This is a genomic window from Pseudomonas sp. SMV7 (assembly GCF_052041995.1).
Taxonomy (GTDB): Bacteria; Pseudomonadota; Gammaproteobacteria; order Pseudomonadales; family Pseudomonadaceae; genus Aquipseudomonas.
In genome coordinates this window covers 95,870-114,601 of record NZ_JBKGGT010000003.1, presented here as the reverse complement: position 1 = coordinate 114,601, position 18,732 = coordinate 95,870, and the positions used below count along the sequence as shown (strand labels likewise).

At 64.0% G+C, this 18,732-nt stretch carries 20 protein-coding genes; 7 read left to right on the top strand and 13 right to left on the bottom strand.

All coding sequences use genetic code 11. The annotated features are described in order from the left end of the window. Window positions 1–44: 44 nt before the first annotated feature. Window positions 45–416 carry a COG4315 family predicted lipoprotein gene (locus ACLEJP_RS05265; protein ID WP_440804768.1) on the top strand — a complete coding sequence of 124 codons (372 nt, stop codon included), beginning with the start codon at window positions 45–47 and terminating at the stop codon, window positions 414–416. Between the two features lie 33 nt (window positions 417–449). On the opposite strand, the gene ubiA is transcribed toward ACLEJP_RS05265, so the two are convergent. Together ubiA and ACLEJP_RS05255 are read right to left on the bottom strand one after the other, a co-directional pair. Then, window positions 450–1,340, bottom strand: coding sequence for a 4-hydroxybenzoate octaprenyltransferase (gene ubiA, locus ACLEJP_RS05260; RefSeq protein ID WP_440804767.1), 891 nt, complete (start codon window positions 1,338–1,340; stop codon window positions 450–452). Next, a complete protein-coding gene (locus ACLEJP_RS05255) occupies window positions 1,340–1,897 on the bottom strand; it encodes a chorismate--pyruvate lyase family protein (protein WP_440804766.1) in 558 nt (185 codons plus the stop codon). The genes ubiA and ACLEJP_RS05255 overlap by 1 nt, the downstream gene beginning before the upstream one ends. Window positions 1,898–2,123: 226 nt before the next feature. Here ACLEJP_RS05255 and ACLEJP_RS05250 point away from each other — a divergent pair, with 226 nt between their 5' ends. The 4 genes from ACLEJP_RS05250 to ACLEJP_RS05235 all read left to right on the top strand — a co-directional run bounded on the left by ACLEJP_RS05250 (window position 2,124) and on the right by ACLEJP_RS05235 (window position 4,466). Next, window positions 2,124–2,291, top strand: a complete 168-nt coding sequence (locus ACLEJP_RS05250) for a rubredoxin (protein WP_003253349.1) — start codon at window positions 2,124–2,126, stop codon at window positions 2,289–2,291. Window positions 2,292–2,307: 16 nt separating this feature from the next. After that, on the top strand, window positions 2,308–3,456 hold the full coding sequence (locus ACLEJP_RS05245) for an NAD(P)/FAD-dependent oxidoreductase (RefSeq protein WP_440804765.1): 1,149 nt from the start codon (window positions 2,308–2,310) through the stop codon (window positions 3,454–3,456). Window positions 3,457–3,643: 187 nt separating this feature from the next. Then, complete coding sequence (locus ACLEJP_RS05240; RefSeq protein WP_114169522.1) at window positions 3,644–3,943, top strand: HU family DNA-binding protein; 300 nt, start codon at window positions 3,644–3,646, stop codon at window positions 3,941–3,943. Between the two features lie 148 nt (window positions 3,944–4,091). Next, a complete protein-coding gene (locus ACLEJP_RS05235) occupies window positions 4,092–4,466 on the top strand; it encodes an SCP2 sterol-binding domain-containing protein (protein WP_225779776.1) in 375 nt (124 codons plus the stop codon). 32 nt (window positions 4,467–4,498) lie between these two features. Here ACLEJP_RS05235 and ACLEJP_RS05230 read toward each other — a convergent pair whose 3' ends face one another. The 6 genes from ACLEJP_RS05230 to exbB form a co-directional block, all read right to left on the bottom strand. Beyond that, a complete protein-coding gene (locus ACLEJP_RS05230; protein WP_440804764.1) occupies window positions 4,499–5,902 on the bottom strand; it encodes an HDOD domain-containing protein in 1,404 nt (467 codons plus the stop codon). A gap of 78 nt (window positions 5,903–5,980) precedes the next feature. Then, window positions 5,981–8,059, bottom strand: coding sequence for an ATP-dependent DNA helicase RecG (recG, locus tag ACLEJP_RS05225; RefSeq protein WP_440804763.1), 2,079 nt, complete (start codon window positions 8,057–8,059; stop codon window positions 5,981–5,983). A gap of 3 nt (window positions 8,060–8,062) precedes the next feature. Then, complete coding sequence (locus ACLEJP_RS05220) at window positions 8,063–8,989, bottom strand: hydrogen peroxide-inducible genes activator (protein ID WP_296234992.1); 927 nt, start codon at window positions 8,987–8,989, stop codon at window positions 8,063–8,065. 94 nt (window positions 8,990–9,083) lie between these two features. Continuing rightward, window positions 9,084–9,821 (bottom strand): energy transducer TonB, encoded by a 738-nt coding sequence (locus tag ACLEJP_RS05215; RefSeq protein WP_225779772.1) that lies wholly within the window; start codon window positions 9,819–9,821, stop codon window positions 9,084–9,086. Then, complete coding sequence (gene exbD, locus ACLEJP_RS05210) at window positions 9,818–10,246, bottom strand: TonB system transport protein ExbD (protein WP_440804762.1); 429 nt, start codon at window positions 10,244–10,246, stop codon at window positions 9,818–9,820. Before exbD ends, ACLEJP_RS05215 begins: the two co-directional genes overlap by 4 nt. Window positions 10,247–10,249: 3 nt before the next feature. Next, a complete protein-coding gene (gene exbB, locus ACLEJP_RS05205; protein ID WP_440804761.1) occupies window positions 10,250–11,212 on the bottom strand; it encodes a tonB-system energizer ExbB in 963 nt (320 codons plus the stop codon). Between the two features lie 188 nt (window positions 11,213–11,400). On the opposite strand from exbB, the gene ACLEJP_RS05200 reads away from it, so the two are divergent. After that, the gene (locus tag ACLEJP_RS05200; RefSeq protein ID WP_440804760.1) at window positions 11,401–12,258 is read left to right on the top strand and encodes an SDR family oxidoreductase; all 858 of its coding nucleotides are present in this window, start codon (window positions 11,401–11,403) and stop codon (window positions 12,256–12,258) included. A 137-nt stretch (window positions 12,259–12,395) separates the two neighbouring features. Here ACLEJP_RS05200 and ACLEJP_RS05195 read toward each other — a convergent pair whose 3' ends face one another. The 5 genes from ACLEJP_RS05195 to ACLEJP_RS05175 all read right to left on the bottom strand — a co-directional run bounded on the left by ACLEJP_RS05195 (window position 12,396) and on the right by ACLEJP_RS05175 (window position 17,143). Beyond that, entirely contained in the window at window positions 12,396–13,127 is a 732-nt protein-coding gene (locus tag ACLEJP_RS05195) for a hypothetical protein (RefSeq protein ID WP_440804759.1), read from the bottom strand. 57 nt (window positions 13,128–13,184) lie between these two features. Beyond that, window positions 13,185–13,565 carry a RidA family protein gene (locus ACLEJP_RS05190; RefSeq protein ID WP_009684531.1) on the bottom strand — a complete coding sequence of 127 codons (381 nt, stop codon included), beginning with the start codon at window positions 13,563–13,565 and terminating at the stop codon, window positions 13,185–13,187. A 23-nt stretch (window positions 13,566–13,588) separates the two neighbouring features. After that, the gene (gene spoT / locus ACLEJP_RS05185) at window positions 13,589–15,697 is read right to left on the bottom strand and encodes a bifunctional GTP diphosphokinase/guanosine-3',5'-bis pyrophosphate 3'-pyrophosphohydrolase (protein WP_440804758.1); all 2,109 of its coding nucleotides are present in this window, start codon (window positions 15,695–15,697) and stop codon (window positions 13,589–13,591) included. A 59-nt stretch (window positions 15,698–15,756) separates the two neighbouring features. Then, on the bottom strand, window positions 15,757–16,020 hold the full coding sequence (gene rpoZ, locus ACLEJP_RS05180) for a DNA-directed RNA polymerase subunit omega (protein WP_003253383.1): 264 nt from the start codon (window positions 16,018–16,020) through the stop codon (window positions 15,757–15,759). Window positions 16,021–16,270: 250 nt separating this feature from the next. Then, the gene (locus ACLEJP_RS05175) at window positions 16,271–17,143 is read right to left on the bottom strand and encodes a LysR family transcriptional regulator (protein WP_085588812.1); all 873 of its coding nucleotides are present in this window, start codon (window positions 17,141–17,143) and stop codon (window positions 16,271–16,273) included. Between the two features lie 245 nt (window positions 17,144–17,388). On the opposite strand from ACLEJP_RS05175, the gene ACLEJP_RS05170 reads away from it, so the two are divergent. Further along, complete coding sequence (locus ACLEJP_RS05170) at window positions 17,389–18,732, top strand: glutamine synthetase family protein (RefSeq protein ID WP_440804957.1); 1,344 nt, start codon at window positions 17,389–17,391, stop codon at window positions 18,730–18,732.

Sequence of the window (18,732 nt, the reverse complement as noted above, 5' to 3'; positions counted from 1 at the left end):
TGCGGCATTCCGATCCCAATCCCCCCGAAACAATGGTGAATCCAATGACACGACAAACGCTGAGCTGGATGGCCCTTTTCACTGCGCTGGCGCTACCGGGGGTGGCCTCTGCTGACCATGCGATGGAGAAGGGCGGCATGTTGGTCGACCATGCCGGCATGACCCTGTACACCTTCGACAAGGATGCGGGCGGCAAGTCAATGTGCAATGGCGAATGTGCCACGAACTGGCCGCCCTTGATGGTCAAGGCCAATGACGAACCGGCCAAGGGCAAGTGGAGCGTGGTGATGCGCGACGACGGCGCCAAGCAGTGGGCCTATGACGGCAAGCCGCTGTACACCTTCATCAAGGACAAGAAGGCCGGGGATATGACCGGTGACGGCATGAAGGACGTCTGGCACGTCGCCAAGCCATGAAGTTGTCGGGGCTGCACAGCAGCCCCACATTCCTCAGCGCAACGCGTAATCCAGCACAACCCCGATGAACACCAGCATCCCCGCCCAGTGGTTGTGCAGGAACGCCTTGAAGCATGACTCCCGGTCCAGCCTGCGCGTCGACCAGTACTCCCAGGCAAAGCACGCCGCCGCGCCCAGCAGGCCCAGGTGGAACCAGCCCCCCAGTTCGAAACGGTTACCCGCCAGCAGCAGGCAGCCCAGCGAAAGCAGCTGCAAGGTCAGGATGATGGCGCGGTCGGCGTCGCCGAACAGGATCGCGGTCGACTTCACGCCAATCTTCAGGTCGTCATCACGGTCGACCATGGCGTAGTAGGTGTCATAGCCCACCGTCCACAGCAGATTGGCGATGTACAACAGCCAGGCACTGGCTGGCAGTTCACCACCCGCTGCGGTAAAGGCCATGGGAATGCCCCAGGAATAGGCCGCCCCCAGCACCACCTGCGGGTAGTAGGTGTAGCGCTTCATGAATGGGTAGCAGAACGCCAGCGCCACCGCACCGAACGATAGCCACACCGTGCGGCTGTTGGTACACAGCACCAGCAGGAAGCTGACCCCGACCAGGATAGCGAACAGCGCCAGCGCCTCGCGCGGACGGACCCGGCCACTGGCCAGGGGACGGTCGGCGGTGCGTTTGACGTGGCCGTCCACCTTGCGGTCGGCAAAGTCATTGATGCAGCAGCCTGCGGCGCGCATCAACACCACACCGAGGCCGAAGATCAGCACGTTGGCCAGGGTCGGCGAACCGTTCCCGGCAATCCACACCGCCGACAAGGTTGGCCACAGCAGCAGGTAGATTCCGATCGGCCGGTCCATGCGGCTGAGCTGGACGAAGTCCCAGGCCCGCGGATGCAGGCGGTTGAGCGACTTGAGCAGGTGCAGGTACATCAGCGGTTTCCCTCCTTGGCCGCTTGCCACAGCGCTGGCAGGAACACTTCCGCCACCAGCAGCTCCAGGCCGCCACGTTCGAAGCGTGAACGGCGGCCCCACAGCGCGGCATGGGCGGCTGCGCTCGGCAGCCAGGCCGGTGGATAACTGCATACCTCGATGGGGTGACGGATGAATGCCTGGTCGCAGAACAGCAGTTCGCCCAGCGAGCGACTGCCCAGGGTTTCCAGGTCCAGCCCGCCACGCTCGAGGGCGCTGCGGCTGGCGACGCTGCGGGCGAACACCCAAGGTTGGTCATGGCCACGCAGGTAAACTTCGCGCACCCAGCCTTCTGCCCCTGCGGCGATGCCCAGGGCCTGGCATTCGTCATCGCGCAGTGGTTGCCAGCCCTCGAACAGCGGCGTGACAGTGAAGTGATCGTCGGACAGGCGGGTCAGGCGGCGGGTCAGGGAGCCCTCGTCGAACAGCCAATCCAGGGTGCGCTGGTCGATGCCGGTCGCCAGCTGTGAATACGGCAGCCACGCGACAGCGGCTGCTTGCGGGGATTCGTACGACACGTCGGTCTGCTTGTTACAACCAGAGAGGCGGCGAGCTTAGCATGATTGCCCCGACTGCTTGCATACTGCTGGCGGGGCCGATACAAAGCCCCCACGAATTGTGCACGGGTCCTTCGCCGGTGAACCCGTCCCTACCGGCTACCCGGCCGCTGTAGGAGCGGATCTATCCGCGAAGAGGCTCTCAGCAGAACAGTAAGCTCCAGCCCGAACCGAGGAAAGAGACCTGATGAAAAAGTGGCAATGTATTGTCTGTGGCCTGATCTACGACGAGGCCGAAGGCTGGCCCGACGACGGCATCGCCCCTGGCACCCGCTGGGAAGATGTACCGGAAGACTGGCTTTGCCCCGACTGCGGTGTCGGCAAGAGTGACTTTGAAATGATCTCCATCGGCTAATCAAGGAAGGCACGACATGACGTCCCCTGTGGTAATCATCGGTACCGGCCTGGCGGGCTACAACCTGGCCCGTGAATTTCGCAAGCTCGATACCCAGACACCGTTACTGCTGATCACTGCCGATGACGGTCGCTCCTACTCCAAGCCCATGCTCTCCACTGGCTTCGCCAAGCAGAAAGATGCGGATGGCTTGTGCATGGCCGAACCGGGCGCCATGGCCGAACAACTGAATGCCGAAATCCGTACCCACACCCGTATCAGCGGCATCGACCCTGGCCACAAGCGGCTGTGGGTCGGTGAGGAGGCGGTGGAATACCGCGACCTGGTACTGGCCGTCGGTGCACAGACGGTACAGGTACCGATCGAGGGTAATGGCGGCGAACAGGTGTTCCCGATCAACGACCTGGAAGACTACGCACGTTTCCGCGCCGCAGCCTCTGGCAAGCAACGCGTGCTGATCCTCGGTGCCGGCCTGATCGGCTGTGAATTCGCCAACGACCTGAGCCTGGGCGGCTTCCAGGTCGATGTGGTGGCGCCGTGCGAGCAAGTCATGCCGACCTTGCTGCACCCGGCTGCAGCCACGGCTGTGCAGGCCGGGCTGGAAGGCTTGGGGGTCCGCTTCCACCTGGGCCCGGTGCTTGCTCGCCTGGAAAAGGTGGCCCAGGGTCTGGAGGCACACCTGTCTGATGGCTGCGTGATCGCCTGCGACCTGGTGGTCTCGGCGATCGGCCTGCGCCCGCGCACCGACCTGGCTGCCGCCGCCGGCTTGCAAACCAACCGCGGCATCAGCGTGGACCGCCAGTTGCGCACTTCCCACGCCAATATCTTTGCCCTTGGCGACTGTGCCGAGGTCGATGGCATCAACCTGCTGTACGTCATGCCACTGATGAGCTGTGCCCGGGCGCTGGCGCAGACCCTGGCCGGTAAGCCGACGGCGGTCGCCTACGGGCCGATGCCGGTCACGGTGAAGACCCCGGCCTGCCCACTCGTAGTCTCGCCGCCACCCCAGGGCCACGAAGGCACCTGGCGGGTCGAGGGGCAGGGCAGCGACCTCAAAGTGCTCTGCTTCGATGCCGACGGCAAGCTGCTGGGCTATGCCCTGACCGGAACAGCAGTCATGGACAAGCTGGCGCTGAATCGCCAGTTGCCAGCCGTTATGGCGTAAATGGCTGGCGTTCTGTCGGATTTATCCTGTTGTTGCCTGCACAATGGCCGCCCAGATACTGGCGCGGCCCCGGTGCACGTGCCATCCTCACTCCCGTCTGCCGCAGATTAGAGCCTGCGGTGCCTTGAGCGCTGCTCCCAGAGGCAGCACGGCATAACAACAAGAATTCCGTCAAAGAGGCTTCACTATGCGCAAACCAGAACTCGCCGCCGTCATCGCCGAAAAGGCCGATCTGACCAAGGAAAAGGCCAATCAGGTGTTGAACGCGATTCTCGACAGCATCACCGGTGCCCTGGACAAGGACACCGTGACCTTGGTCGGCTTCGGCACCTTCGAAAAACGTCATCGTGGCGCGCGTACCGGCAAGAACCCGCAAACCGGCGAACCAGTCAAGATCAAGGCCAGCAATACCGTGGCCTTCAAGCCAGGCAAGAACCTGCGCGACAGCGTCAACGTCCCTGCCAAACCAGCCAAGAAAGGCAAGTGATCGTGCGCTGACGATGCAGTGCCAGCCAAACGGGCGCCGCCAAGGCGCCCGTTGTGCTTTCTGCAGGCAAAATGTTTCGTACCTGCATAAATAGTTCTGAAAAAGGATAGAATGCGCGCTTTAGTCACGTTTAATTCGAGGCGCGTTGATGAAGTTCCGCTTTCTTCTCTGGGCCATGGGCTGGTTGATGGCCAGGGCCAGCCGTAACAACCCGGCATTCCAGCAGCAGCTCAAGGGCAAGGACCTGGTGTTCCAGATGCAAACCCTGGATGGCAAGGTCGCCCGGCACTTCATCGTCAACAACGAGCGCATCAGCAGCAAGGGCGGCGCCCACCCGCAGCCGGCCTTCGCCATTGCCTTCAAGGACGCCGCCTACGGTTTTGCCACGATGCAGGCGCGTAACAAGCAGCTGGCATTCATGCAGGGGATTCAGGACAAGCACATCCAGATCAAGGGCAACCCGGCGTTGGTGATGTGGTTCCAGGGCTTGATGAAGTACCTCAAGCCGAAGAAGCAGGGCTGAAATAATGGGGGCCGCCAAGCGGCCCCAGGGTGTCAATGCGGTGCGTGGAACTGCGAAGCCAGTTCACGCAACAGGTTCTCGGCCTCGAGCACCTTGTTCACGACTTCCTCGGCCTTGTCGCGGGTAATCCCCAGGCGCTCCAGCAGTTCCTCGGGAATTTCCTCCTGCGGCCCCGTGCCAATTCCTCGCGCGCGCAGCAGGCGGGTGGTCAGGCATACCAGGTTGGGGAATGCCGAATATTCGCCGTCATAGGCCGGGTCGTGCTGGAAGCGCAGCGCGGCCGAAAGCTCTTCCGGCATGTCCCACAGTTTCATCAGCCAGGCACCGATCTGTTCGCGGCTGATACCCAGCAGGTGCTGTTCCACATAGGTGTGGCACAGGTGCGGGTTGACCTCCAGGTGCCGGCAGATCAGCGAGAAGTGCGGTGGAAACACATGTGCCAGCAGCAGGTAGCCAAAATTGTGCAGCAGCCCGGCCAGGTAGGTCAGGCCAGCTTCCGGGCGCTCAGTGCGCGGCATGGCACGGGTCAGGCCATCGATGACCGCAGCAGTGTAGATTGACTGCTGCCAGTACGGCGTGGCCTGTTGCGGGTGGTCTTTCGGCAGGCTCAGGGTCTTGCCCAGCGCCAGGCCCAGGGCCAGGTTGATCACCAGGTCGAAGCCCAGCACGCGTACGATGGCATCTTCCACCGAGCGAATCTTGTGGGTCGAGCCGTAGTAGGGCGATGCCGCCCAGCTGACCACCTGCGCCGCCAGCGCCGGGTCGGTTTCGACCACGCCGGTGATGTCATCGATGCTGGCGTTGGGGTCTACCCGCAGCTTGATGATCTTTTGCGCGGTATCTGCCAGAGGCGGGATCTCGATGGTTTCCTCCAGGCGCTTCTGAATGCGTCTGGCGGTGAAAGCCTGCACCGCCTGGCTGATTTCCCGGGTGTCGTCATGCGGACGATCGAGATTGGGGCTGATGGCCTCGACCTCGAGGCCGAAGCTGCTGGCGCTGGCCTTTACCAGCATGCGCTTGAAGTGCGCGCGCTCGATTTCCAGCAACAGCCCGGTTTCGCCGGACTGGATATACACGCGTTCGGCGTCGAGCAGGCTCTTTTCATACTGGCACGGCGAACTGGTCAAGGCCGGAATGCCCGGGAGGGCCTTGAGGTTGTGCTTGTCGAGCATCTGCTTCAGGCGCGCCACCGACACCGCAGTCAGTTGGCGCCCGGTCAGTTCAGCCAGGCGGTTGAGGTCCAGCAGCTGGCTCTGCGGGAACAGCACCAGCAAGGCACCGATCTCGTCGTCGAGCAGCACGGCCTGTACCCTTGACGCCGCCGGCAGTTGCGGATGCTCCACGACCTCGCGGTAGGCCACGCCGAGCTTGTCGAGCAGCAGCCTGATGACCGAGGGTGCATGTGGGGTTGCGGTGTCCAGGGCGACTTCAGTCATGGTCCGTATCCACTGATTCCTTTAAACGCGAAGTATAACCAGCCTTGGGACAAATCTGGATCCATTGTGGAACCATCGTCACACTTGGCCATATTGCTGGCCGTGGCGGAGCCAGCGGTCCAGCAGTGGGCTGACATGCTCCGGCCAGCGTGCAAGGAGGGCCTGGGCAGCGTCACGCACTGCCGGCAACAGATCGGCATCGCGCATCAGGTCGGCGACCTTGAACTGTAACAGGCCGGTCTGGCGGGTACCGAGCATCTCGCCCGGACCGCGTAGCTCCAGGTCCTTCTCGGCGATGATGAAGCCGTCGTTGGTTTCCCGCATGATGCCCAGGCGCTCGCGGCCGATCTGCGACAGCGGCGGGTGGTACAGCAGCACGCAATGGCTGACGGCGCTGCCCCGGCCAACCCGGCCGCGCAACTGGTGCAACTGGGCCAGGCCCAGGCGCTCGGGGTTCTCGATGATCATCAGGCTGGCGTTGGGCACGTCCACGCCGACCTCGATGACCGTGGTGGCAACCAGCAACTGCAGGTTGCCAGCCTTGAACTCGGCCATGACCCCGGCCTTTTCCGCCGGCTTCATGCGCCCGTGGATCAGCCCCACGCGCAACTCGCCCAGGGCGCTGCCCAGCTCCTCGTAGGTGCTTTCGGCGGCCTGGCAGGTCAATTCCTCGGATTCTTCGATCAGCGTGCATACCCAATAGGCCTGGCGCCCTTCGGCGCAGGCGGCGCGTACCCGCTCGACCACTTCGAAGCGGCGGCTGTCGGCCACCAGCACGGTATTCACCGGGGTACGCCCCGGCGGCAGTTCGTCGAGCACCGAAGTGTCCAGGTCGGCATAGGCACTCATGGCCAGGGTCCGCGGAATCGGGGTGGCGGTCATGATCAACTGGTGCGGGCATAGCTCGCCAGCGACGCCCTTCTTGCGCAGCGCCAGGCGTTGCTGCACGCCAAACCGGTGCTGCTCGTCGATGATCGCCAGGGCCAGGTGCTTGAATTTCACCTCTTCCTGAAACAGCGCGTGGGTGCCGACCACCATCGGTGCACCGTTGGCGATCTGCTCCAGGGCGGCGGCCCGGGCCTTGCCCTTGAGCTTGCCGGCCAGCCAGGCCACTTCGATGCCCAGCGGCTCGAGCCAGCGCTTGAAGGTGATGTAGTGCTGTTCGGCGAGAATCTCGGTGGGCGCCATCAGCGCCACCTGGTAACCGGCTTCCAGCGCCTGCAGCGCGGCCAGGGCGGCGACCACGGTCTTGCCAGCGCCGACATCACCCTGAACCAGGCGCATCATCGGCTCGTGCTGGCTGAGGTCATAGGCGATTTCGTTGGCCACCCGCTGCTGCGCGCCGGTCGGCTGAAAGCCGAGGTTGGCCAGGTATTGCGCCTGCAGGCGCTGGGCCTTGGGCAATACCGGCGCACGCAGGCTGCGCAGGCTTTCACGCAGGCGCTGCTGCGACAGCTGGTGGGTCAGCAGCTCTTCGAAAGCCAGGCGGTGCTGGGCCCAGTGCTGGCCTTCGGCAAGCTCGTCGAGGTCCGCATCGGCCGGCGGGTTGTGCAGGTAGCGGATAGCATCGTCCAGCGGGGCCAGCTGGTAGTCCCGGGCCAGTTCTTCGGGCAGCCAGTCAGGCAGGCTGCGTGGGCCGAGCATGGCCAGGCTCTGTTGGCACAGCAGGCGCAGGCGTTGCTGGGTAAGGCCTTCGGTGGATGGGTAGATCGGCGTCAGGGTCTGCTCCACCGGGGGCGGCGGCTCATCGCCGTTCAACGCGCGGTATTCCGGGTGGTAGATTTCCAGGCCCGAGGCTCCGGGGCGGGCTTCGCCGTAACAACGCAGGTGGGTGCCGCGCTTGAGGCCTTCCTTCTGCGCGTTACTGAAATGATAGAAGCGCAGGCTCAGCACACCGCTGCCGTCACCCAGGCGCACCACCAGACTGCGGCGTTTGCCCATGGTCACGTCGGCACCGCTGACCACACCCTCGATCACCGCGTCCTGGCCAGGGCGGAGCTGGCCGATCGGCACCACGCGGGTGCGGTCCTGATAACGCAGGGGCAGGTGAAACAGCACGTCCTGCAGGTTTTCCAGGCCGACCTTGGCGAGTTTCTCGGCCATGGCCTCGCCAACCCCCTTGAGTACCGTGACCGGGACCTTCGACAGCTCGCTCATGACTCAGGCCGGTTGTTCCACAGGGGCTTTGGCGACCGAGCAGAGGCGGATCGAGTCGGCGAGGATCTCGATGGCCTTCGGCCGCGGGAAGCTGGCGCGCCAGGCAATGGCCACGGTACGGAACGGCGCTGGTGCGGTCAGCGGGCGGACCTCGATGACACCCGGCGCGTAATGGTGGCTGTGCACTGCCGACAGGGGCAGGATCGACACGCCAAGGCCCGAGGCCACCATGTGGCGGATGGTTTCCAGTGAGCTGGACTCGACCGTGGTGTGCCTGGCCCCTTCACCGCCCTTGTTCAGGGTCGGGCAGGCTTCCAGCACCTGGTCGCGGAAGCAGTGGCCTTCACCGAGCAGCAGCAGGCTCTTGTCGTTGAGCATCGCGGTGTCGATGGTCTTTTTTGCTGTCCACGGGTGGTCGGCCGGCATCAGGGCGCAGAATGGCTCATCGTACAGCGGCAGGGTCAGTACGTCGGCTTCGTTGAACGGCAGCGCGATGATCACTGCGTCCAGCTCGCCGTTGCGCAGCTTTTCGCGCAGGACGTGGGTAAAGTTCTCTTCGATGTACAGCGGCATCTGCGGCGCTACCCGGTGCAGCTGCGGAATCAGGTGCGGGAACAGGTACGGGCCGACGGTGTAGATGGCGCCGACCTTGAGCGGGGCAGTCAGCTGGTTCTTGCCGGCCTGGGCGAGTTCGCGAATGCCCTGGGCCTGTTCCAGCACCTTCTGCGCCTGGGCGACGATGCTTTCGCCAACCGGGGTCAGGCGTACCGCGCTCTTGCTGCGCTCGAAGATCAGCACGCCAAGCTCGTCCTCGAGCTTTTTCACCCCGACCGACAGGGTCGGCTGGCTCACGTGGCAGCGCTCGGCGGCGTGGCCGAAATGCTGTTCCTGGGCGAGTGTGACGATGTAGCGTAATTCAGTGAGGGTCATAACGTGCGTCCATGAAGTTGCGAGCCCAGCATAGCGGCTGCAATCGATAGACGCACGTTATCAGACTTGCCGATTTGTGACAGAAACAAAAGCCTCAGCGGCGGTCCAGCGAGTAGACGAACGGCGCCACGACTTCGATCGTGCCGTTGTTCAGCAACTCGGGCGGCGGCTTGGGTACCGTGCCGGCCCGGCGGATCATCTCCAGGGTCGCCCGGTCCAGGGCGGCACTGCCCGAGCCACCGACCATGGAATACGACACCACCTTGCCTTCGGCATCGACCACGAAGCGCAGGCGGTTGATGCCCTGCAGGCCGCGACGGCGTGCATCTTCCGGGTAACGCTTGTACTTGCCCAGGTGGCGCAGCAGGTCGCTCTGCCAGGTTGGCAGGGCTTTGCTGTTGGACGCAATGCTTGGTGCCGGTGCCGCGGACTTCTGCGGTGGCGTGTTGCTTGGCGGTGCGTCCACCGTCTGTTCGGTCGGCGGGGCTTCCTTCGGCGGCTCAGGCTTTTTTTCGGGCTTGGGCGGCTGCGGTTGCGGCTTGGCCTTCGGTTTGGGCGGCTTGGGGATGGCGATTTTCGGCTTTGGGGCCTCGGCCAGCTTCGGCAGCGGTGGCTCTTCGACCGGTGCCGGCGGCTGTGGCGCTGCCTTCGGGGGTGGTGGTGGCGCAGGCTCCGGCAACGGCGCCAGTTCGACCATCATGGCTGCCGGGGGCAGCTCGATAGCCTGGGGCACCGACCAGTTGAGCGTCAGCAGCACGGCGACCACGTGCACACCCAGCACGATCGCCAGGCTGCCACCGTAGCGCGCCAGGTTCGAGCGCGTCTTCGTCATTTCTTGGCTGCCGTCTCGAGACCTACCAGGCCGACTTTCAAATAGCCGGCCGCGCGCATGCTGTTCATCACTTCCATCAGGTCACCGTAATCCACGCCCTTGTCGGCCTGGAAGAAGATGGTGGTTTCCTTGTCGCCCTTGGTCCTGGCGTCAAGCATCGGGCCAAGCTGGTCGGGGGCAGGGACCTGATCGTCGCCGACGTAGAGCTTCTGGTCGGCCTTGACGCTGACGAACACCGGTTTTTCCGGCCGCGGTGCCGGTTTGGCAGTCGAGGCCGGCAGGTCGACCTTGATGTCGACCGTGGCGAGAGGGGCTGCGACCATGAAAATGATCAGCAGCACCAGCATCACGTCGATGAACGGCGTGACGTTGATTTCGTGGTTTTCGACGAGGTCGTCGCCACCTTCGTTGAGATGCAGGCCCATGGCTTACCCCACTTTCACCATGTGCGGGGCGGCGCGCTCGCTGCCCTGGTGGTCCAGGTCACGGCTGACCAGCAGCAGCACCTGGGCGGAGGCGTCGGACACCTGGGCCTTGTAGCCGGCGATGGAGCGGGCGAAGACGTTGTAGATGACCACGGCCGGGATTGCCGCGACCAGGCCCAGGGCGGTGGCCAGCAGGGCTTCGGCAATACCCGGGGCAACCACCGCCAGGTTGGTGGTCTGGGTCTTGGCGATGCCGATGAAGCTGTTCATGATGCCCCATACGGTACCGAACAGGCCGACGAATGGCGCGGTAGAGCCGATGGTGGCGAGAACGCCGGTGCCGCTGCTCATGGTGCGACCACTGGCGTGTACCAGGCGCTCCAGGCGGAAGCTGACACGTTCCTTGATGCCTTCCTTTTCCCGGGCATTGGCCGACAGGCGCATCTCTTCCAGCGCGTCCTGGACCAGGGTATGGGCCAAGGTGCCTGCCTTGTTGGAATGGTCGCTGGCTTCTTTCAGGCTGGCGGATTTTTTCAGCAGGGCGATTTCACCGCGCAGGCGCCGCTTGGCGCCCATCAGCTCGAAGCCTTTGGCAATCCAGATGGTCCAGGTGATGATGGAGGCGATGGCCAGGCCGATCATGACCGCCTTCACCACCACGTCGGCATTCTTGTACATGCCCCATGGGGACAGGTCGTGGGCCATGCCCAGCGAGGTGTCTTCAACCAGGGCTTCGACGCTCGGGTCTGCCACGCCTGGCGCTTGAGCCGGGGTGGCGGCAGGGCTGTCCGCCGTTGGCGCTGCGGCTGGAGCAACAGGTGCGCTGGCGGCAGCAGGCGTGGCGGCGTTGGCGGTTGGCTCATCGGCCATGGCCACCGGGGCCAGCACCAGGCTGAGCGTCAGCGCGGCGATGGCGCGCCAGGCGCGCGACGGGGTTGGCGAAGCGGAAGGTTGAATACGTGTCATGCTGGCCGGACCTGATGAAGAAAAAGTGAGCGTTCTCCAAGGCCTCGAGTAGGCCGAGAACAATTTGGCCGCCATTATTGCAAGTAATTCTTGTTAACAAAAGTAATCTTGTTGCTTTTTTCGCCTATGGTCTAGTCGCCCGTCGTGTAGCGTGGCCAGGTTGATCAGTTGGTCTAGGGAGTTCAGAGATGTCAGACCTTTCCGTGATGGTTGTGGGTTGTGGTGATGTAGGCGGGCGTCTTGCCCGGCAGATGCTGGCGCGCGGCTGGCAGGTCAGCGGCCTGCGTCGCTCGGTCGGGCAACTGCCGGCGGGTGTTGTACCGGTGGCTGCAGACTTGGCCGAGCCATCCATTCCGCACGCCTGGCCGCAGCGTGCGCCGGACTACCTGGTGTATTGCGTGGCGGCCAGCCAGCACGACGAGGCGGGTTACCAGGCGGCGTATGTCGACGGTTTGCGGCATGTGCTGGGCTGGCTGGCCGAGCGCGGCCAGCGCCCACGGCGCTTGCTGTTTGTGTCCAGCAGCAGCGTTTATGCACAGAAGGACGGCGAGTGGATCGAGGAAGGCGCCGCCACCGAGCCCGCGGGCTATTCCGGGCGATTGATGCTGGAGGCTGAAAGGCTGGCACTGGCCAGCGGCATCCCTGCCAGCGTGGTACGCCTGACCGGCATCTATGGCCCGGGCCGCGAGTGGCTGCTCAGCCAGGTGCGCCAGGGCTACCGCGTGGCGGAGGAGCCACCGCTGTATGGCAACCGCATCCATGCCGAGGACGCAGCCAGCCTGCTGGCGTTCCTGTTGCAGGCCGATGCCGACGGCAAGGTGCTGGACGACTGCTACATCGGCGTCGACGACGACCCGGCGCCGCTGGCCGATGTGGTGGCCTGGCTGCGGGCCTACCTGGGGGTAACCGAATGGTCGGATGAGCAGCGCGTGCGCCGCACCGGTAGCAAGCGCTGCAGCAATGCGCGGGCGCGGGCGCTGGGCTGGGCGCCGGTGTATCCGAGCTACAAGGAAGGCTACGCAGCGATCCTGGCGGGTAAAAACTAGCCCCCAGGCTTGATGCGCTACCCTGTGGGAACGGGCGTGCCGCGAATCAGGCTACGCGGTGCATGGCACCGGCTTCGCTGGTGTTCGCGGGCATGCCCGCTCCCACAAAGGGGCGGCGCTCGGCTCGAAACAAGGCTTCAGTCCTGCTCCAGCAGCCACTGGCGCTTGCCGGCCGCCAACACGGGCATTTCGTCGGGCTGCGCACGGTTCACTGCCTGGAAGATCTCCAGCTTGTCGCCATCGCGCTTGAGGATGAAGGGTGCGCCACGCTGGTTGCGTTCCAGCCACAGGCTGTCATTGCTGCCACCCATGGTCGCGCAGTCTCCCGCCAGGCACAGGGCGAAGCGGTCTGGCCCCGGCAGGCCAGTGACGTTGCCGGTATCGCTGAAGCGCACGGTGGCACCTTTGCCCTGGCCGTCGACGATCTTCCAGGTGCCGCCCAGGTAAGCCTGGTACAACGCCTTCTCGAAGCTGCTTCCCAGTGGCGCGCTAGCTGCCGCTGGCGCCTTGGCGCGCACGAAGGTCTGCTTGCCACCGTTCTGATCAATGGCCTGCAGTTCGTCGCCATCGAGCGACAGCTGCTCGGTCTGGCCGCCCTGGAAACTGGCCTGCCATTGCTTGTCGTTGGCCCTCAGCTGGCCGTCAGCCGCCTCGAAACCATTGCTGTAGCTGGCCTGCTGGCTGGCGACGTCGAGCTTCCACTCGAACACCGGGCCGTGCTCATTGAGCGCCTGGCGCAGGCTGCCGCCCTTGACGGCCGCGGTGATAGCGTCCTGGTTGATCCAGGTGCCATTGAAATCTTCGGGTTTATGGCTGGCGCAGCCGCCCAGAAGCAGGGCTGCCAGCGCGAGAGGCAGGGCTTGACGCATGACGGGTAACCTTGCAGAGGAGGAGAGGTGACGGGCAGGGCGCCCGTCACAGAGGCATCACTCGATGACCAGGATGGCGTCCATTTCGACCTGGGCGCCTTTCGGCAGCGCGGCAACGCCGATGGCGGCACGGGCTGGGTACGGCTGCTCGAAGTAGCGGCCCATTACCTCGTTGACCTTGGCGAAGTGGCTCAGGTCGGTGAGGAAGATGTTCAGCTTGACGATGTCCTTGAACGAGCCGCCAGCGGCTTCAGCCACGGCCTTAAGGTTCTCGAAGACCTGCACGGTCTGGGCTTCGAAGCCTTCGACCAGTTCCATGGTCTTCGGGTCCAGCGGGATCTGGCCCGACATGTACACGGTATTGCCGGCCTTGATCGCCTGCGAGTAGGTGCCGATGGCGGCAGGGGCCTTGTCGCTATTGATGACGGTCTTGCTCATGATGACTCCTTGCGGTTGGCGGACTACGTACGCATGCGGGTTATGCGGACCACACCGGTCAGGGTACGCAGCTTCTTGATCACACGCGCCAGGTGCACACGGTCGTGCACGCTGACCACCAGTTGGACCACGCTGATACGGCCGTCGCGTTCGTCCATGCTGATTTTCTCGATGTTGCCGTCGGCGGCGTTGACGCTGCTGGCCAGCAGCGCGATCAGGCCGCGCTGATGCTCCAGTTCGACACGCAGCTCGACATTGAACTCACCCGTGATGTCCTTGGCCCAGGAGAGCTGTACGCACTTCTCCGGGTTGTGGCGGATTTCACTGATGTTGCGGCAATTTTCCAGGTGCACGACCATGCCCTTGCCAGCGGACAGGTGGCCGACGATCGGGTCGCCCGGGATCGGCGTGCAGCACTTGGCATAGCTCAGCACCAGGCCTTCGGTACCGCGGATTGCCAGCGGGCCTTCCGGCGCCGGCAGTTGTTCGCCTTCCGCCGACAGCAGGCGGCGTGCGACCACGTAGGCCATGCGGTTGCCCAGGCCAATGTCTTCCAGCAGGTCTTCGATCAGCTCCAGGCGGTACTCGGCGAGAATCGCCTGGATGTGCTCCTGGGGGATGCTTTCCAGGCTGCTGTCGAAGCCGGTAAGCACCTTGTTCAGCAGGCGTTCGCCCAGGCTGATGGACTCGGAGCGGCGCTGCTGCTTGAGCGCGTGACGAATGTGCGTGCGCGCTTTGCCGGTGACCACGAAGTTGAGCCAGGCCGGGTTCGGCCGTGCGCCCGGTGCGCTGACGATTTCCACCGTCGAGCCGCTTTGCAGCGGTTCGGACAACGGTGCCAGGCGGCGGTTGATGCGGCAGGCGATGCAACTGTTGCCGACGTCGGTGTGCACCGCGTAGGCGAAGTCGACGGCCGTGGAGCCTTTGGGCAGCTCCATGATGCGGCCCTTGGGCGTGAACACGTAGACCTCGTCCGGGAACAGGTCGATCTTCACGCTCTCGATGAACTCCAGCGAGTTGCCGGCGCGTTGCTGCAGTTCGAGGATGCCCTTGACCCACTGGCGCGCACGAGCGTGGCTGCCCTTGGGCTGCTCGTCGTCGTTGGACTTGTACAACCAGTGTGCGGCGATACCGTTGTTGGCCATCTCTTCCATTTCGCGCGTGCGGATCTGGATTTCGATGGGCACGCCGTGCATGCCGAACAGCGTGGTGTGCAACGACTGGTAGCCGTTGGCCTTGGGGATCGCGATGTAATCCTTGAAGCGACCGGGCAGCGGCTTGTACAGGTTGTGCACGGCGCCCAGCACGCGATAACAGGTGTCTACCTTGTCGACGACGATGCGGAAGGCATACACATCCATGATCTCGTTGAAGGCGCGGCGCTTGCCACGCATCTTCTTGTAGATGCCATAGAGGTGTTTCTGCCGGCCACTGACCTCGCCTTCGATGCCGTCGGCGGCCAGGCAGTTGGCCAGCGATTGCTCGATCTTGGCGACGATTTCCTTGCGGTTGCCGCGCGCACTTTTCACCGCCCGGTGAATCAGCGACGAGCGCATCGGGTGCATGGCCTTGAAGCCGAGGTCCTCGAACTCCACGCGCACGGTGTGCATGCCCAGGCGGTTGGCGATGGGGGCGTAGATTTCCAGGGTTTCCTTGGCGATGCGCCGGCGCTTTTCGCCGGACAGCACTTCCAGGGTGCGCATGTTGTGCAGGCGGTCGGCCAGCTTGACCAGGATCACGCGGATATCGCGGGCCATGGCCATGGCCATCTTCTGGAAGTTCTCGGCCTGCGCCTCGGCCTTGGTCTCGAAGTTCATCTGGGTCAGCTTGCTGACGCCATCGACCAGTTCGGCCACGGTCTCGCCGAATTGCTGGCTGAGCGCTTCCTTGGCGATGCCGGTGTCTTCGATCACATCGTGCAGCATGGCAGCCATCAGGCTCTGATGGTCCATGTGCATGTCGGCGAGAATGCTGGCCACGGCCAGCGGATGGGTCACGTAGGGCTCGCCGCTGCGGCGACGCTGCCCGTCGTGGGCCTGTTCGGCATAGAAATAGGCACGCCGGACCAGGTTGACCTGTTCGGGGCCAAGGTAGGTCGACAGCCGTTCGGCCAAAGCTTCTATACCCGGCATGGGTTCACCTCCTGCCGAGGAAGAGGGCCTTGCGCCGTGCGACGTCGACCAGGCATCAATCAGACAGCCTCGTTGTTCTCGTCCTCGAACGCGGCGAACACCGGATCCTCGGTGACGATCTCTTCAGCGGCGATGAATTCGTTGGTGACGATGCCTTCGGCGATTTCACGCAGGGCAACTACGGTCGGCTTGTCGTTTTCCCACGCAACGCGTGGCTCTTTGCCGCCGGTCGCCAGCTGGCGAGCGCGCTTGGTCGAGAGCATGACCAGCTCAAAGCGGTTATCCACGTGTTCCAGGCAGTCTTCAACAGTTACGCGGGCCATGGTCTTCCTCAGTAGCAATTGCGGTGGGCGTGCAGCCCGATAATGGGCAGGCGGACTCGATAGTTTAAAAAATCACCAGCCAATAGGGAAGCGCTGTTTTGCCGGGTGGGACAGTGTGGGCTTCTTCGCGGGCATGCCCGCTCCCACAAGTCCTGCACAGTTCTCACCGCCGCCGCATTACCTGTGGGCGCGGGCGGGCCCGCGAAAGGGCCGGGACAGAGACCCTCGATGCATGAACCTGACGATACCCTCAGAGCATCGCGTCACGCAACCGCGGGGTCAGCTCCTCGAACAGGGTCTGGACCGAGCGCAACGCCCGGCAGTCCGGCCGGGTCAGCAGCCACAGCTGGGTATCGCAGCCGGGCAGTGGCCCGCTCAACGCGTCCACCCCGGGCAGCGCATGCACCATGTAATCCGGCAACGCCGCAACGCCCAACCCGGCCGTGACCAACTGGGCGATGGTCGACATGCCGCTGCACTGGTAGCGTGGGCTCAGCCCCGGGTGCTGCTGGTTGCGCCAGACCACCGTGGGGTGGTCCTGCATCGAGTCGTCCGGGGCGATCCACGGCACGCTGGCCGGCGACTCGGCCAAACGCTCGCGCCACTGCGGCTGGCCGCAGATTACGTAGGAGGTGGACCCGAGGTTGCGCCCGACCAGGTGCTCCGGCGGCGTGTTGGTCAGGCGCAGGGCTATGTCGGCATCGCGCCGGCTGAGGTTGGCGAAGGTGTTGGACGTGCCCATTTCCAGCGACAGCGCCGGGTAGTTGGGCATGAATTCGGCCAGCGCCGGCAGCAGCAGGCTGTGCATCACCGCTTCGGTGCAGGTCAGCCGTACCGTGCCACTCACCACCTGTTCGCCACTGGTCATGGCAATGCGCGCCGCTTCCAACGCCTGCTCGGCGCGCTCGGCCTGCTCGGCCAGGGCCTGGGCAGTGTCGGTCGGCAGGTAGCCCTTGCGGCTCTTGACGAACAAGGCCGTGCCCAGCGCCGATTCCAGCCGGCGGATCGAGCGGAACACTGTCGAGACATCGACCTTGAGCAGCTCGGCAGCCTTGGCCAGTGAGCGGCCACGTTCCAGTGCCAGGACCAGGGAAAGGTCGGCATGTGTAATCTGATATTGCATTGGTGCACGCTCTGCTTGCCGAATTGCCAATGTCTGTTGCGTTTTGGCCATTTTATAGTGAAACGGCCCCCGGGAATCAATGCGCCCGGTCGGGTAACCAATCCCCACGATGGGAAAGTGAAAAGAACAACAGCTGCAACCATCGTCGCCCGTGAGGCGCCAGCCGTATCCCCACATCGCCGCAGCAAATCATAGGATGTACAGCCATGACGTCGGTAACCCCGTGCGCCAGTTCTTCCAGCGAGATGAGTGACTTCCTCCAGGCCCATCCGGATACGCAGTACGTCGACCTGCTGATTTCCGACATGAACGGCGTGGTACGTGGCAAGCGCATCGAGCGGGCCAGCCTGCACAAGGTGTACGAGAAGGGTATCAACCTGCCCGCGTCGCTGTTTGCCCTGGATATCAACGGTTCCACCGTCGAAAGCACCGGGCTTGGCCTGGATATCGGCGATGCCGACCGCATCTGCTACCCGATCCCTGGCACCCTCTCCAACGAACCCTGGCAGAAGCGCCCGACCGCCCAGCTGCTGATGACCATGCACGAGCTCGAAGGCGAACCGTTCTTCGCCGACCCGCGCGAGGTGCTGCGCCAGGTGGTGAGCCGGTTCGATGACCTGGGCCTGGATATCTGCGCTGCGTTCGAGCTGGAGTTCTACCTGATCGACCAGGACAACCTGAACGGCCGCCCGCAGCCACCGCGCTCGCCAATCTCCGGCAAGCGCCCGCAGTCGACCCAGGTGTACCTGATCGACGACCTCGACGAATACGCCGACTGCCTGCAGGACATGCTCGAAGCAGCCAAGGAACAAGGGCTGCCCGCCGACGCCATCGTCAAGGAAAGCGCCCCGGCGCAGTTCGAAGTCAACCTGCACCATGTGGCTGATCCGCTGAAGGCCTGCGACTACGCGATCCTGCTCAAGCGCCTGATCAAGAACGTGGCCTACGACCATGAGATGGACACCACCTTCATGGCCAAGCCCTACCCGGGCCAGGCCGGCAACGGTCTGCACGTGCACATTTCGTTGCTGGACAAGAAAACCGGCAAGAACATCTTCGCCAGCGATGACCCGCTGCAAAGCGATGCGCTGCGCCATGCCATCGGCGGCGTGCTGGAGACCATGCCGGCGTCGATGGCCTTCCTCTGCCCGAACATCAACTCCTACCGCCGTTTCGGTGCGCAGTTCTACGTCCCCAACGCGCCAAGCTGGGGCCTGGACAACCGCACCGTGGCCGTGCGCGTGCCCACCGACAGCAGCGACAACGTTCGCCTCGAGCATCGCGTGGCCGGCGCTGACGCCAACCCCTACCTGATGCTCGCGGCGATCCTCGCCGGCGTGCACCACGGCCTGACCAACCAGGTCGAGCCGGGTCAGCCGATCGAAGGCAACTCGTACGAGCAGCTGGAGCAGAGCCTGCCGAACAACCTGCGCGATGCGTTGCGCGCGCTGGATGACAGTGAAGTGCTCAACCAATACATCAGCCCGGACTACATCGATATCTTCGTGGCCTGCAAGGAAAGCGAACTGGCCGAGTTCGAAGTGTCGATCTCCGACCTCGAGTACAACTGGTACCTGCACACGGTGTAA